Raw genomic sequence first — 14,320 nt, 5'->3', positions numbered from 1 at the left:
AAGCGCAGCAACGCGCGCGCCATGAACGCGTTGACTTCGCGATAGCTCGCGTAGTCCTCGCGGGACGCACGAATCAGATCGGCGCGCGAATGCATCGCGGGCCAGAGCGCCGAATTGGCAAAGCCTTCGTAATAGCCGCCATAGTGCGCGGCCGGCAGATCGAGCATCGCCAATGCGCCCGCCCCGAGCGCTTCGACCTCTGCGAAAGGTTCCTTCAGGTTCCCGTCGCGGACGCGTCCACTGGAACCAACCCATATTGCCCCTGTCTTTTCCACCACCGGCAATAATGCCGCTGCCAGCCCCCCCGTCATGGGTTCATTGGGTTTTCCGCGCGAGACGCGGTTCGATACGACGACGAGGTTCACCAGGTCCCCTCCTGTTGGTCAACTCGCGTATTAACAACCATTCATCAAGATGGTTCCTGATCAAGGAATCTCCCAATTGAAACCAAATTCTGGCGAACACGCACGGAACTCGCGGGAACTCGCGAAAAGAAAATTGCGCGCGAGGTTGACGCCACGACGCAAAAGCACCGTATTCGATTCGGCTGCGATGAATGCGCTTCGGTTAGGACAGGCTGACGTCCCTATCAACGTCGAGCAGCTGCGCGAGGAATTCGCGCACATCGCTCGGTCCGTCGAAATGTCCGGCGACGCCGGTTGCGCGACGGCCGACGGAGAACGCGAGACCGTCGAAATCAGGCATGATCGCGAACACGGTCTCGTCGGTGACGTCGTCGCCAATGAAGAACGGACGCCGTCCCCTGAACGGCTCATGCGTCATCAACTCGAGCACGCCGGTCGCCTTGGTGAAGCCGGAATGCTTGATCTCGCAGACGCTCTTGCCCGGCAGCACCTCGATCGGCGCATTCGGCAGCTCGGCGCGGATCAGCGACACCGCTTCATAGATCGCCTTCTCCGCCTGCGGCGCCAGCCGATAGTGCAGCGCCAGCGAATAGCCCTTGTCCTCGAGCAGAATGCCGGGGCTGAGCTTTGCGATCGCCGCAAGACGGCGCTTCAATTCCTTGTCGAGCGGCGGCGCATGTGCGGCGACCGCCTCGCTGTCCGGCTGCAGCCGCATCTCGGCGCCGTGGCCGCCGATCGCAGGAAACACTTCCGGCGCGAAGATCAGGTCGATGTCGTTGAGGGAGCGGCCGCTGACCAGCGCCAGCGCGCCGTGGGTGCGCTCATGCAGCTCTCTCAGCGTAGTCGACAGTTCCGGCGGCACCCAGACCTCGCGCGGCGTCGGTGCGAAATCGAGCAGGGTGCCGTCGATGTCAAGCAGCACCGCGGCCTGGCGGAGCGGCGGAATCAGCGACGCCGGCCTCGGCACGCTGTCCGTCTTGGCGTCAGGGGCGATGTCATCATCCAGGGGCATTTCGGCCAATTCATGCTTCGTCATAGTCTACTCCACAAATGCCAGTGGCCGCGCGACAGATTCGAGCGATTTCCGCTCGGCCGCGACGGCATAGCGCCATGCGACCACTGCGGCGACCATCATGAGTGCCGACCCCAAGAGGTAGCCGGCGAAGACGCTGTTGCGCGATCCGGTGTCGATCAGCACGCCGAACAACGCCGGCCCGATCACGCCGCCGATGCCGGTGCCGATCGCATAGAAGGCGGCGATCGCGAGCGCGCGGACCTCCAGCGGAAACGTCTCGCTGACGGTGAGATAGGCGGCGCTCGCGGCGGGCGAGGCGAAGAAGAAGATCACCATCCAGGCGATGGTCTGGGTCTGCGCGCTGAGCACGCCGATCGAGAACAGATAGCCGGACAGCGCCAGCAGCACCCCCGAGACGCCATAGGTCAGCGCGATCATGGTGCGGCGGCCGAGCGTATCGAACAGGCGGCCGAGCAGCAGCGGCCCGAGGAAGTTGCCGGCGGCGAAGGGGAGGATGTACCAGCCGACATTGCTGGCGGCGACGCCGAAGAAATCGGTCAGGATCAATGCGAAGGTGAAGAAGATCGCGTTGTAGAAGAACGCCTGCGCGGCCATCAGCGTGAGCCCGACCAGCGAGCGCTGCCGGTAGGTGGAGAACAGCGTCACCGCGACCTCGCGCAGCGGCGTGTGATCGCGCATCCGAAGCCTGATCTTCTCAAAGTCTGCGCTCGCCTGCTCGTGGCCAAGCACGGAGGTCTCGATGTCGGCCACGATCTTGTGGGCCTCCTCGGGACGCCCGTGAATCATCAGCCAGCGCGGGCTCTCCGGAATCCACATCCGCATCAGCAGCACGACGAGGCCGAGCACCGCGCCGGTGAAATAGGCGATCCGCCAGCCGTGATCGGGTGCAAGGAACGCGGGGTCGAGCAGGATGATGGCGCTCAGCGCGCCGATCGCCGCACCGATCCAGAAGCTGCCGTTGATGACGAGATCGGTCCAGCCGCGATAGCGCGCCGGCACCAGTTCCTGGATGGTCGAGTTGATCGCGGTGTATTCGCCGCCGATGCCGGCACCGGTGAGAAAGCGAAACAGCGCGTAGCTCGCGACATTCCACGACAGCGCGGTCGCGGCGGTCGCCGACAGATAGAGCGCGAGCGTGATGAAGAACAGCTTCTTGCGCCCGATCCGGTCGGTAAGCCAGCCGAAGCCCAGCGCGCCGAGCACGGCGCCGGCGAGATAGGCGCTGCTGGCAAGACCGACATCGGCGTTGGAGAAGCTCATCGCCGGACTGTCCTTCAGCGCGCCCGACAATGCACCCGCGAGCGTCACTTCCAGCCCGTCGAGGATCCAGGTGATGCCGAGCGCCAGCACGACGCGGGTGTGAAAGCGGCTCCAGCTGAGATTGTCGAGCCGGACCGGGATCGAGGTCTCGATGATGCGGTCATCGTCCGGCGTAACCGGAGCCACGGCCTGTTGCGTCGTCGCGGAGCTCAATTGTGTCGGCTGCAGTGTCATCAGAATCGACCAATGAGAAAAACCCCGGAACGATCTGTTCCAAGGCTCGCTCACCCGGAATTGCGGCAAACGGAGTGCCCGCCACGCGACGTCAACGCCGCAGGCCGGCAAGGGTTCCCGCAATGCGGCATAGGAACCACGATCGCGGCGAGCTGTTCTCGGCTCAAAAGACACGGAGGCATCGATGGCCGCACACAAGAAAGCAACGCGCAAGACGGCAAGGAAATCACCGGCACGGTCCACGAGCACGACGCGTCGCAGGCGTGGCGCAAGCAAGACGACGGCGAAGCGCTGGTCGCAGCGGGTGACAAGGGAAAGCGACGCGCTCGACCTCAAGCACGGCGTGTTCAAGCAGACCAGCGCGAAGAAGATCGCATCATCGCTGAAGAGATCCGCCGAGCACAGCGCGCGCCGCAAGAGCGGCGCCTACCGTTCCGCGCTGTCGATGCTGACTTTCTACATCAACCGCGCCGGCAAGACGCTGCCGAAGACCGAGCGCTCACGGCTGGAGCGCGCCAAGGTCGAGTTGAAGCACCAGTTCGGGCGGGATTGACGCTGTCGTCCTGGCGACCAACGCCGTCGTCCCGGCGCAGGCGCTCAATTCTGTCGTCATCAATTCTTTCGTCCTGGCGAAGCGTGGTTTTTGCACGGCCTAGAAAGCCAGGATCCATACGCCGCGGCCCACGAAAAGGGCACGCAGCGAGTTGTGCTTACACCAATGACCAGCGGTGGTTATGGCCGGCCTTCGCCGGGACGACGATAATTGATAGATTAGCAATTGAGCAATTGACGGACCAGCGCGCGCTTAGGCCGCGCGGATATTCGCCATGAAACGGTCGAGCTCTTCGCGCAGCCGCGAGCTCTCGACCGACAGCGAGCGGGCCGAGTTCAGTACCTCTTCGGAGGCAGCCCCGGTCTCGGTGGCGCCGCGATTCACCTGGGTGACGCTGGACGCCGCTTCTTGTGTGCCCTGCGCGACGTTCTGCACGCTGCGCGCGATCTCCTGCGTTGCCGCGCTCTGCTGCTCGACCGAGCTTGCGATGTTGGTCGCGATCCCGGAGATCTGCCCGATGGTGCCGCCGATCTCCTTGATCGCGGCGACCGATTCCTGCGTCGCCGCCTGCATGCCCGAGATATGGGTGGAGATCTCGTCGGTGGCCCTGGCGGTCTGGCTCGCCAGCGACTTCACCTCGGCGGCAACCACCGCGAAGCCGCGGCCGGCGTCGCCGGCGCGCGCGGCCTCGATGGTGGCGTTCAGCGCCAGCAGATTGGTCTGCTCGGCGATCGCGGTGATCAGCTTGACGACGTCACCGATCTCCTGCGCGGCGCGCGAGAGCTTGCCGATCCGGGCATCAGTCTGCTCGGCCTGACGCACGGCGGAATCGGCAATCTGGCTCGACTCCTTGGCACGACGGCCGATCTCGTCGACGGAAGCCGACAGTTCCTCGGTCGCGGAAGCGACCGACTGCATGTTGCTGGAGGCTTCCTCGGAGGCGCCGGCGACTTGGCTCGACAGGTTCTGCGTGGTCTCGGCCGTCCGGGTCAGCGTACCGGCCGCCGATTCGAGCTGCACGGCGGAGGCCGACACGTTGGAGACGATCGAGCCGACGGCGGATTCGAATTCGTCGGCGAAACGAATCAGCTCGTTGCGCCGCGCGGTCGCACTCGCCTTGTTCTGCGCTTCCTGGGTCGCGGCATCGCGTTCGGCCTTGGCGATCGCCTGGACCTTGAACTCCTCCACGGCGCCGGCCATCTCGCCGAGTTCGTCGCGGCGGCCGAGGCCCGGCAGCACGACGTCGAAATTGCCCGCCGCAAGCTCGCGCATTGCCGCACACATCGCCGCGATCGGTCGCGAGATGCCCTTGCCCAGCAGGAACGCCCAGACCAGTCCGAGCACGAAGCTGCCGGCGGCCAGCATCAGGATCAGCTGCTCGGTCTCGCCGATCATGGTGTGCGATTCGTTTTCAAGCCGCTTCTGGTCGGCGAGCAGATCGGACTTCATCGCCGCCGCGCCCTGGCTGATGGCGGCCGCGGACTCCGTCATCTCGACGGTCAGTTCGTCGATCGACTTCGCATTCGCGATCAGCTTGGCGAGCGCCTCGCGGTATTCTTCGAGCAGCGCCGTGATGTCCTTCACGCTCTGGGTGATCCGCTCGTTTTTCGAGGTAATCGCCTTCACCAGATTGTCGGCGAATTTCAGCCGGGCGAGCGCGCTGGAGGCAACCGTCTTGTCACCGTTGACGACGAAGGTATTGACGGCCCCGGTGATCGACTGGAGCTGGTCGGCCACCTTCTTGGCGCCGAACTGGATCGACTGCAGCTCGGAATCATCGGCATTGCTCGGCAGATCGTCGAGCTTGTAGCGCATCGAGGTCGCGCTGCGGGTCAGCTTGTTCTGCGCGGTCTGTGCGCTGTCGTCCTTGATGCGGACGATCTCGGCGAAGATCTTGGTGAAGGCGCGGAATTCGCGCTCCAGCTTGGTGATCTGCTCGAGCCGGGCCGGATTGGTGGTGCCCTTCATCGACGCCATGATAGCGTCCTTCAGGCTGCCCTCGGCGGCGAGCGCGGCCTTGGCGTCGTCCTCCTTGCCGGTCGCGACGAAGTAGCGCGCCAGCGAACGGTAGGAGATCAATTCGCGATCGATGTTGCGGGCCAGATCGGCTTCCGCGACGCTCTGGCGATAGGAGCCGACGCCGGCGGAGACCCGCTCGAAGCCCATATAGGCAAAGCCCATGGTGGCTGCCGACAGCGCCAGCGTGACGGCAAAGCCGAGCATGATCTTGGCGCGAAATCTGAGGGTTGGGATCCTGATCGACAACGATCGCTTCAGCCCCGGCATTCCAACCCCCGTCTTCATTCTGAAAACCACGCGAGGTCCGGCAGCAACCCGCCCCAGACCCCGGAGCGCAAAACTAAGGCAGAATCGATAAGGCCCGGTAAATGGGCAGCGGCCGCCCGGTCCGGCGCGATACTACCTTGGTCGGGCTAGCAGGGTGGGTAAGGTGATTGACGCGCGGGTCCGGCCCGATAGTTTAGAACCGATCAAACTTGGCCCTGCCCGGGCCAGGAGAACACATCGGGAGGTGTCCCATGTCATCGCGTCGACCGGCGCCATCGGCGCTCGCGGCGAGCGTAGTTGCCGGCGCAGTCGCCCGGCCAATGGCATTTCCCCTCGCGACCTGAAGGACACGGGCGAGCCGGGACGCGAGCCATCGCGGCATGGCCCGGATGCCCTCACGACCCGCGCGGGCTCAACCGGCCGCGCCAAGAAAATCAAAAAATTCTGGTCAGGGAGAGCGCCTTTGGCGAAGCAGAACGGTAGCGCCGCCGACAGCATAGTCGTGGTACAGGCAAAGACCGACGGGCCGCGGGAGGCAGCCGACGAGATCGCGCGCCAATTGGCGGCGGCCGATCTCGCGATGCTCGTGGTGTTCGTGTCGCCGTTCTATGAGCCGCAGACATTCATTGCCGAACTGTCCAGCCGGATGCCCGACGTTCCGATCTTCGGCTGCACCACGGCCGGCGAATTGTCGCCGAGCGGTTGGGACGAGGACAGCGTCGTCGCGATGGGCTTCAACGCGGCCGATTTCGTCATCGCGGCCCGTCCGCTGTTCGACCTTACGACATTCCGGGTCGACCACGGCCGCTCGATGTGCACCGAATTGCAGAACGAATTCGCGCAACGCACCGAGCATTGCGATCACACCCACGATTCCTTCGGGCTGCTCTTCATCGACGGCATGTGCCAGCGTGAGGAGACCATCATGTCGGCGATCTATGCATCGCTCGGCGATATCCCGGTGGTCGGCGGCTCCGCCGGCGACGGCCTGCGCTTCGAGAAATCCTGGGTCTTCCATGGCGGCGAGGCCTTTACCGATGCCGCCGTCCTGATTCTGATCCGGACCCGGCTGCCGTTCCGCCTGTTCAAGTGCGACCACTTCGAACCGACCTCGACCAAGATGGTAGTGACCGAGGCCGACATCGAGCACCGCATCGTCAAGGAATTGAATGCCGAGCCGGCCGCGCTGGAATATTCCCGCGCCGTCGGCCTCAGCGACAGCAAGCTCGAATTGTTCTCGTTCGCCGCGCACCCCGTGCTGGTTCGCGTCGGCGGCGCCTATTACGCGCGATCGATCCAGCGCACCAACCCGGACGGATCGCTGCAATTCTTCTGCGCCATCGACGAGGGCATGGTGCTGACGGTGGCGCGCGAGCGCGACCCGATCGACGTGACGAGCCGCCTGCTCAAGGAGCTGACCGAGGATCTCGGCGAGGTCTCGATGTTCATCGGTTTCGAATGCGTGCTACGCCGGCTCGACGTCGAGCAGCGCCAGCTGTCGCGGGAGATGTCCGAGCTCTACCGCCGCAACAAAGTGATTGGCTTTCAGACCTATGGCGAGCAGTATCGCTCCATGCATGTCAACCAGACGCTGACCGGCATCGCCATCGGCAAGCGGGCACTCGCGCCGCAATGACGGATACCAGGACCACGCGAATTGCGGCGCTCGAACGCGAGGCCGAGAAGCTGCGCAAGATCAACGCGGCGCTGATGTCGCGCGTCGAACGCTCGACCGATCAGCAGCTCAACGCCTTTTCTCTGTTTGAAACAGCCATTGCGCTGGACCAGCAGGTGCGCGACCGCACCCAGCAGCTCAAGCAGGCCCTGCAATCGCTGGAGAAAACCAATGGTCGCCTGCTGCAGGCCAAGCAGCAGGCCGAGGCGGCGAGCTCGCTGAAATCATCCGTGCTGGTCTCGGTCACGCACGATCTGTTGCAGCCGCTGAATGCGGCGCGGCTGACGCTGTCCGCGCTGACCGAGATGGCAACCGAATCCAAGAACGTCGCGCTGACCGATCAGATCGACCGTTCGCTGGCGACGCTCGAGGACATGCTGCGGACGCTGCTCGACATCTCCAAGCTCGATGCGGGCGTGCTCAGGCCGGAATTCGGACCGGTCGCGATCGCCTCGCTGTTCGAGCCGCTGGAGCAGGAATTTGTCGCGACCGCCGCCAAGCGCAATCTCGGCTTCCGGATCATGCCGTCGTCCGCGGTGGTCCGTTCCGATCCGCTGATGCTGCGGCGGATCCTGCAAAACCTCGTCGCCAATGCGCTGCGCTACACCCAGCGCGGCAGCGTGCTGATGGGATGCCGGGCCAGGGGCGATGACATCTGCATCGAGGTGCACGACACCGGGCCGGGCATTCCGGAAGCGCAGCGCGAGGCCATCTTCGTCGAGTTTCAGCGCGGCGAGACCAGCGCCGGCGACAAGGCCGGCATCGGGCTTGGTCTTTCGATCGTGCGCCGGTTTGCCGACCTGCTCGGCCATGACATCAGGCTGAGCTCGCGCGCCGGCAAGGGCTCGGTGTTCTCGGTCACGGTGCCCCGCACCCAGGATCCGGTTGCGATCCCGGTGCGCGAACAGGCCAGCGTCGACTATCGCTATGGCGGCATGGAGGGCGCCAAGATCCTGCTGATCGAGAACGACCTCTCGAGCGCCGAGGGGCTCGCCCATCTGCTGGAGAAATGGGGCTGCGACGTCGCGGTGACGATCTCCAAGACCGAGGCGCTCGAGCGCATCCACGCGCTGGACGGCATTCCCGACGCCATCATCGCCGATCTGCATCTCGACAATGGCGAGACCGGCATTCAGGCCGTCGATGTCATCCGCGGTGCGATCAACGCCAAGGTGCCGGCGATCATCGTGACCGCCGACTACTCGGCCAAGGCCGCCTCCGACGTATCGGCCTTCGGCCATGAGCTGTTGAAGAAGCCGATCAAGCCCGCCGAGATGCGCTCGCTGCTGTCGTTCCTGCTGGCGGCGGAGCAGTCGGGCGCGCGGTTATGATCAAAGCGTTTTCGAGCGAAGTGGATACCGGTTCGCGTGAAGAAAACGCGTCAGACAAGAACCTGGAGCCGCCGTTCCGATTCCATCGGAACGGAAAAAGGCTCTAGTCGCCATGCGACGACGGCGAGGCCGTCACCGGCGCGTGGTCATGCTTGCCGAAGTCGAGCTTCGACAGCGCGATGATGGCCTCGGTTCGGCTGCGCACGCCGAGCTTGCGCAGGATCTCCGAGACATGCACCTTCACGGTGGTGACCGAGATATCGAGCTCATAGGCGATGTGCTTGTTCTGCAGGCCGCGGCAGATCATGTCGAGCACGCGAAGCTGCTGCGCGGTGAACTGGCCGAGCTGCTGCACCAGCTCGCGCGTCTCGGCCTGGGCCTTCCGCGCGGTGGCGGTATCGCGGAAGCGCGTCGGCAGGCACACCGCGCCTTCGAGGATGCCGCGCAACAGCCGCGCCAGCTCGAGCTTCGGCGTCGACTTCGGGATGTAGCCGGAAATGCCGAGCGAGATCGCGCCGCCGACGATCCGGGGATCGTCATGCGCCGACACGATCACGAGCGCGCTGCGCGGCGCGGCGGCACGCACCCGGTAGGCGCCGAGCAGGCCCGTGGTCCCGGGCATCGACAGATCGAGCAGGATCAAATCGAGGCCGTCGCGCGCGGCGATCACGTCCAGCGCACCGTCGATCGACGTCGCCTGCAGTACCTCGGCGTCGGGAAACTCGGCCCCGATCACGCCGATCAGGGCGGCACGGAACAGCGGGTGATCCTCGACGATCAGCAGTCGAGGCGCACCCGCCTTGCCGGGCGGCGGCTCGTCCGCCAAGGGCGCGGTCGTGGTCAATGCTGCGCCGTCCTCCCTCGGATGCTCATGACAGCCATTGTGCGCACGACGTTATCTCAAAGCCGGGTGGCAGCCTATAGGCAGGATTTCCAATGCGCCCGCCTCGCAGTGCAGCACGGCTAGGGCGCCTTCTCCGCCTTTGCGCCCGAACAGGCCTCCGGGACCGGAAGCGGAATCTTGCCGAGCTCGATGATCGCCTTGTTGCGGCTGAACAGCTTCAGCTTGCGCAGGATCTCGGTCACATGTGCCTTCACGGTGGATTCCGCGAGCTTGAGCTCGGCGGCGATCTCGCGGTTCTGCAGGCCGCGGATGATCAGATGAAGTACGCGAATTTGCTGCGGCGTCAGCTTCTGAATGCGTTCGCGCAGCGTCCGCGCCGTCTCGGACTGTTCCAGCGCGCCGACCGCGACGAAATCCCGCGGCGCCGAGACCGACCCGCTCAGCACCCGCGCGATCGCCTGCGAAAGCTCGCCGAGCGAGGTCGACTTCGGCAGATAGCCGACCGCGCCCATCTCGAGCGCCTCGCGGATGGTGTGCTTGTCTTCTTCGCTCGAGACGATCGCGATCGGCAGCCGCGGATAGCGATCCCTGATCTTCTGGAAGCCGGAGAAGCCGACCACGTCGGGCAGCAGCAGGTCGAGCAGCGCGAGGTCGATATTCGGCTCGCTGGCGAGGATGCCAAGCGCGCCCTTGATCGAGGTCGCCTCATAGATCCGGGCATCGGGATGCGAGATGCGAATGGCATTGCCAAGCGCCTCCCCGAACAGGGGGTGATCGTCGATGATCAGGAACCCCATCATGAGGACCCTCGCACTGATGTTCGTCGACGGCCGCGGCTAGTTCGACCCGCCGGTATCCTGCACGCTCTGCAGATAGGCATATACGTTTCTGAGCTCGTCGTCGCTGAAGACGTCCTTCCAGGCCGGCATGCCCTTGGCCGGCCGCCCGTCATGGACCGTCTTCCAGAAAGTCGATTCCATGTCGTCAGCATAGCGCTTCTTGAGCAGCCTGAGATCGATCTTTCGCTCGGCCTGCACCGCGTCCGGGCCGTGGCAATGCGCGCAGGTTCCATTGAAAACCTCCCGCCCGGCGGTGGCATCCCCTTTGGCATCGCCTGCAGTCGCGGCGGTCTGAACCGGTTTCTCGGCCGCGGCCGCCTGCCCGACCGTGACGGGCTCGCTGGCACCGACGGACGACGTCGTCGCCCGGTCGGCCTCGCCGAATTTCACCGGTGCGCCGTTCGGCACGCCATATTTGGCAAACAGGGCGGAAATCTCCGGCTGCAGTGACGGCAGCACACCGTCGACTTCATCGCGCAGCGCACCGGACGCCTTGGCGAAACCGATCGCGGTCGCCCAGAGCAGGCCGTCGCCCTCGGTCGGCACGATCTGATATTTGTCGCCGTAGCTGGTCTTGTTGAGCCAGCCCGCCACCGGCGCCCAGATGAAGGCGATGTCGACCTTGCCCTGCGCGAGCGCCGCCATGCCCTCCTCCGGGCTGAGCACGGTCACCTTTCGGATGTCGTCACGCAGCGCGAGCAGGTTCTGCGGCGTCGATTGATACTGCACCGCAACCCGCAATCCCCTGAGGTCGTCGATGCCGGCAAGCTTGCGGTCCTTGCCACCGACCAGTGCATAGCCTTCATGGGCGATCGGCTTCGAGAAGATCACCGCCGGGCCCATGAAATCGTCGATCAAAGGCAGGCCGACCATGGCGTCGCACTGCTTGCTGAGCAGCGTCTCCCGCACGGTGCGCTTGCCGAAATAGGACTTGTACCAATTGGTGCTCACCATCCGGCCGAGCTTTTGCGCCACCGCCTGGCCGATCTCGAGATAGAGGCCGGGCTTGCCCGGGTCGTCGCTCGAGAACGGCAGGTTGGTGGGGTCGGCGCAGAGCCGCAGCGGCGGTTTTGTCTCGTCGGCGCCGGCCGCCAGGGCCGGCACCAGAAGCAGGGCGGAGAGCAGCACGGTCCGGATTGCATGTTCCAACCGCGTGTTGCGCGAGGGGGTGCGCAGTTCGTTTCGGGCGATGCAAGACACGGACAATGCTGCCTCCTGGACGATCGTTTACTGCAGGGCGAACACGAACAGCGAGCCGCCTTCGGGCGCCGCGGCGACCATCTTCTTGCCGATGTCACCGAGGAAGGCCGGCAGCGCCGCGGTGCGCCCGACCACGATCGCGACATACTGCTTGCCGTCGACCGAATAGGTCACGGGACCTGCACCGATGCCGCTGCCGAGGTTCTTGCTCCACAGCACCTTGCCGTTCTTCGCATCGATGGCGCGGAAGTCGCCGTGCAGATTGCCGGAGAACACCAGATTGCCGCCGGTCGTCAGCGTGCCGCCGTTGAAGGGCAGGTCTTCCTTGATGCTCCACACCTTCTTGTTGGCGATCGGATCCCAGGCCACGAGTTCGCCAAGGAAACCGCCGGGGCCCGGCTTGGTCGGGAATTCGGCGCCGAGATAGAACACGCCGCGCTTGTAGTTCACGTCAGAGACCGACCAGTCCATGCAGACATTGTTGCTCGGGATGTAGACGAGGCCCGTCTGCGGATTGAACGACATCGGCTGCCAGTTCTTGCCGCCGATCAGGTTCGGGCAGATGTCCTTGGCGGGATGGCCCGGGCCCGGACGCTTGTCCGGATCCTCTTCCGCCCGCATCGTGTTGATGTCCCACTTCTTGGCCCAGTTGGCGAAGACGTATTTCTCCGCGGAGATCACCTTGCCGGTCTCGCGGTTGGCCACGAAGAAGAAGCCGTTGCGGTCCGCCTTCATCAGCACGGGCGTCTCGGTGCCCTTGATCTTGAGGTCGGCGAGCAGCAGCTCGTTGACGCCGTCATAGTCCCAGGCGTCGGCCGGCGTGCCCTGGATGTGCCACTTGATCTTGCCGGTGTTGGGATCGATCGCCAGCGTCGAGGCCGTGTAGAGGTTGGTCAGCTTGCCGAAATTGCCGTCGCCGGTGGAGCGCACCGCGGTATTCCACGGCCCTGGATTGCTGGTACCCCAGTAGACCGTGTCGGACTTGGCGTCGTAGGAGCCGACCAGCCAGGCGGCGCCGCCGCCATGCAGCCCGGTGTCGCCCTTCCAGGTGTCGCTGCCGGGCTCGCCGGGTGCCGGAACCGTGTAGCTCTGCCAGAGCAGCTTGCCATCCTTGAGCGAGAACGCCTGCAACGCGCCGCGGACGCCATATTCGCCGCCGCCGAAGCCGGTGATGACCTTGTCGCGGACGACGAGCGGCGGCGAGGTGATGACGGAACCCTGCTTGTAGTCGACGACCGTCGAGGTCCAGAGCTCCTTGCCGGTTTCGGCGTCGAGCGCGGTCAGCTTGCCGTCGAGCCGGCCGACGAAGATCTTGCCGTCGGCATAGGACACGCCGCGATTATTGACGTCGCAGCAGGCGTATTGAAGCACGTCATCCGGAATATCGGGCTGCCAGGTCCATTTCCGGGCGCCGGTCGCGGCATCGATCGCATAGACGTATTTCGGCCCCCACGAAGTCGACACATACAGCGTCTTGCCGATCACCACCGGCGACGACTCGTTGGAGCGCAGCGAAGCCAGCGAGAGCGAATAGACCAGCTGCAGCTTGCCGGCGTTCTCGGAGTTGATCTGCTTCAACGGGCTGAAGCGCGTATTGCCGTAGTCGTGACCGGCGATCGCCCATCCATTCGGATCTGATGCCGCCTTCACGACGGAATCATTCGCTTTCGACGCACCAATGCCTGCCAGCACCATGGCGACCAGCGACACGCCGGCAAAGAAAATCCCGCTCCTCAGCTTCATTGGCTTCCTCCAATATGGTTTTGTTGCCGCGATGGATGCATCGCGCGCGCGGATCGCTACCGAATTTCATGAACCAGCGATCTTCTGCCGCTGCGTCGGCGATGAAAATGACAGCAACGCCTTTGCGTCGTTATAGGCGGAAGGTAGTAGCGATCGCGGCGACGATTTTTGCGCACCGCAGGCTCCAGCGGATTGCCGAAAACCGCTTGTGCCGCCGGGCATTTTCGTCGCGCCGAAGTGCGCCGCCAGCAGCTTGCAAATTGCCCATTCAACGGCTGCCTGCTAGGATCAGAGGCACTGCCCGGCGCCTTCATGACAGGGCCGCGACTACGACTTTGATCGCGGTTACGACCCACATGAAGCGTGGTCTACTGGGCCCATAACGAAGCTATTGGGAGAAACGCGTGTCTACAGTCAAACTGACGGTAAACGGCAAGGCGGTCTCGGTCGACGTTGAGGACCGAACCCTCCTCGTGCACCTGTTGCGCGAAAACCTTAACCTCACCGGCACCCATGTCGGCTGCGATACCAGCCAGTGCGGCGCCTGCGTCGTCCATGTCGATGGACGGGCAGTCAAATCCTGCACCATGCTGGCCGGCCAGGCCGCGGGCTCCAACGTCACCACGATCGAAGGCCTCGCCAAGGGCGACGAACTGCATCCGATGCAGGCGGCGTTCCGCGACAATCACGGCCTGCAATGCGGCTATTGCACCCCCGGCATGATCATGTCCGCGGTCGACATCGTGCACCGCCATGGCGGCAAGCTCGACGAGGAAACGGTTCGTCACGAGCTCGAAGGCAACATCTGCCGCTGCACCGGCTACCACAACATCGTCAAGGCGGTGCTCGACGCTGCCGGCCGCATGAAGGTTGCGCAGGCCGCCGAATAGCAGTTCGCGCAGCACACACGATCAAGCTCACCACCGCCGGTCTCGATGGAAACGGCGGCAAATC

12 protein-coding genes and 1 pseudogene are annotated in these 14,320 nt (G+C 64.5%); 5 read left to right on the top strand and 8 right to left on the bottom strand.

The genetic code is table 11. From position 1 onward, the window contains the following. The 3 genes and pseudogenes from E2I15_RS32385 to E2I15_RS32375 all read right to left on the bottom strand — a co-directional run. Positions 1-365: pseudogene (locus tag E2I15_RS32385) on the bottom strand (trehalose-6-phosphate synthase); the annotation flags it as partial. 202 nt (positions 366-567) lie between these two features. Then, a complete protein-coding gene (gene otsB, locus E2I15_RS32380; RefSeq protein WP_422109882.1) occupies positions 568-1,401 on the bottom strand; it encodes a trehalose-phosphatase in 834 nt (277 codons plus the stop codon). A gap of 3 nt (positions 1,402-1,404) precedes the next feature. Further along, entirely contained in the window at positions 1,405-2,895 is a 1,491-nt protein-coding gene (locus E2I15_RS32375; RefSeq protein WP_246668328.1) for an MFS transporter, read from the bottom strand. Positions 2,896-3,079: 184 nt separating this feature from the next. Between E2I15_RS32375 and E2I15_RS32370 the strand changes: the two genes are divergently transcribed. Beyond that, positions 3,080-3,448, top strand: a complete 369-nt coding sequence (locus tag E2I15_RS32370) for a DUF3175 domain-containing protein (RefSeq protein WP_137482563.1) — start codon at positions 3,080-3,082, stop codon at positions 3,446-3,448. Positions 3,449-3,700: 252 nt separating this feature from the next. Here E2I15_RS32370 and E2I15_RS32365 read toward each other — a convergent pair whose 3' ends face one another. Continuing rightward, positions 3,701-5,734 (bottom strand): methyl-accepting chemotaxis protein, encoded by a 2,034-nt coding sequence (locus E2I15_RS32365; protein WP_137482564.1) that lies wholly within the window; start codon positions 5,732-5,734, stop codon positions 3,701-3,703. 463 nt (positions 5,735-6,197) lie between these two features. Here E2I15_RS32365 and E2I15_RS32360 point away from each other — a divergent pair, with 463 nt between their 5' ends. Together E2I15_RS32360 and E2I15_RS32355 are read left to right on the top strand one after the other, a co-directional pair. Next, positions 6,198-7,370, top strand: coding sequence for an FIST N-terminal domain-containing protein (locus E2I15_RS32360; RefSeq protein WP_137482565.1), 1,173 nt, complete (start codon positions 6,198-6,200; stop codon positions 7,368-7,370). Continuing rightward, positions 7,367-8,740: an ATP-binding response regulator gene (locus E2I15_RS32355; protein ID WP_137482566.1), complete on the top strand. Its 1,374-nt coding sequence runs from the start codon at positions 7,367-7,369 to the stop codon at positions 8,738-8,740. Before E2I15_RS32360 ends, E2I15_RS32355 begins: the two co-directional genes overlap by 4 nt. Before the next feature lie 103 nt (positions 8,741-8,843). On the opposite strand, the gene E2I15_RS32350 is transcribed toward E2I15_RS32355, so the two are convergent. The 4 genes from E2I15_RS32350 to E2I15_RS32335 form a co-directional block, all read right to left on the bottom strand. After that, positions 8,844-9,584 carry a LuxR C-terminal-related transcriptional regulator gene (locus E2I15_RS32350; protein WP_069278684.1) on the bottom strand — a complete coding sequence of 247 codons (741 nt, stop codon included), beginning with the start codon at positions 9,582-9,584 and terminating at the stop codon, positions 8,844-8,846. 119 nt (positions 9,585-9,703) lie between these two features. Next, entirely contained in the window at positions 9,704-10,384 is a 681-nt protein-coding gene (locus E2I15_RS32345) for a response regulator (protein ID WP_016843264.1), read from the bottom strand. A 36-nt stretch (positions 10,385-10,420) separates the two neighbouring features. Then, positions 10,421-11,623 carry a c-type cytochrome gene (locus E2I15_RS32340; protein ID WP_338134495.1) on the bottom strand — a complete coding sequence of 401 codons (1,203 nt, stop codon included), beginning with the start codon at positions 11,621-11,623 and terminating at the stop codon, positions 10,421-10,423. A 27-nt stretch (positions 11,624-11,650) separates the two neighbouring features. Continuing rightward, on the bottom strand, positions 11,651-13,318 hold the full coding sequence (locus tag E2I15_RS32335) for a PQQ-dependent dehydrogenase, methanol/ethanol family (protein WP_170991826.1): 1,668 nt from the start codon (positions 13,316-13,318) through the stop codon (positions 11,651-11,653). On the opposite strand from E2I15_RS32335, the gene E2I15_RS32330 reads away from it, so the two are divergent. Both E2I15_RS32330 and E2I15_RS32325 read left to right on the top strand, forming a co-directional pair. Next, positions 13,302-13,502: a hypothetical protein gene (locus E2I15_RS32330; protein ID WP_245288893.1), complete on the top strand. Its 201-nt coding sequence runs from the start codon at positions 13,302-13,304 to the stop codon at positions 13,500-13,502. The genes E2I15_RS32335 and E2I15_RS32330 overlap by 17 nt on opposite strands. Positions 13,503-13,770: 268 nt before the next feature. Then, positions 13,771-14,256, top strand: a complete 486-nt coding sequence (locus tag E2I15_RS32325; protein ID WP_024583646.1) for a (2Fe-2S)-binding protein — start codon at positions 13,771-13,773, stop codon at positions 14,254-14,256. The last annotated feature ends 64 nt before the right edge of the window (positions 14,257-14,320 follow it).

It is taken from the genome of Bradyrhizobium sp. BR2003, assembly GCF_009720285.1.
GTDB classification, from domain to species: domain Bacteria; phylum Pseudomonadota; class Alphaproteobacteria; order Rhizobiales; family Xanthobacteraceae; genus Bradyrhizobium; species Bradyrhizobium elkanii.
Note: the sequence above shows the minus strand (reverse complement) of the source record. Positions and strands in the feature narration are given on the sequence as shown.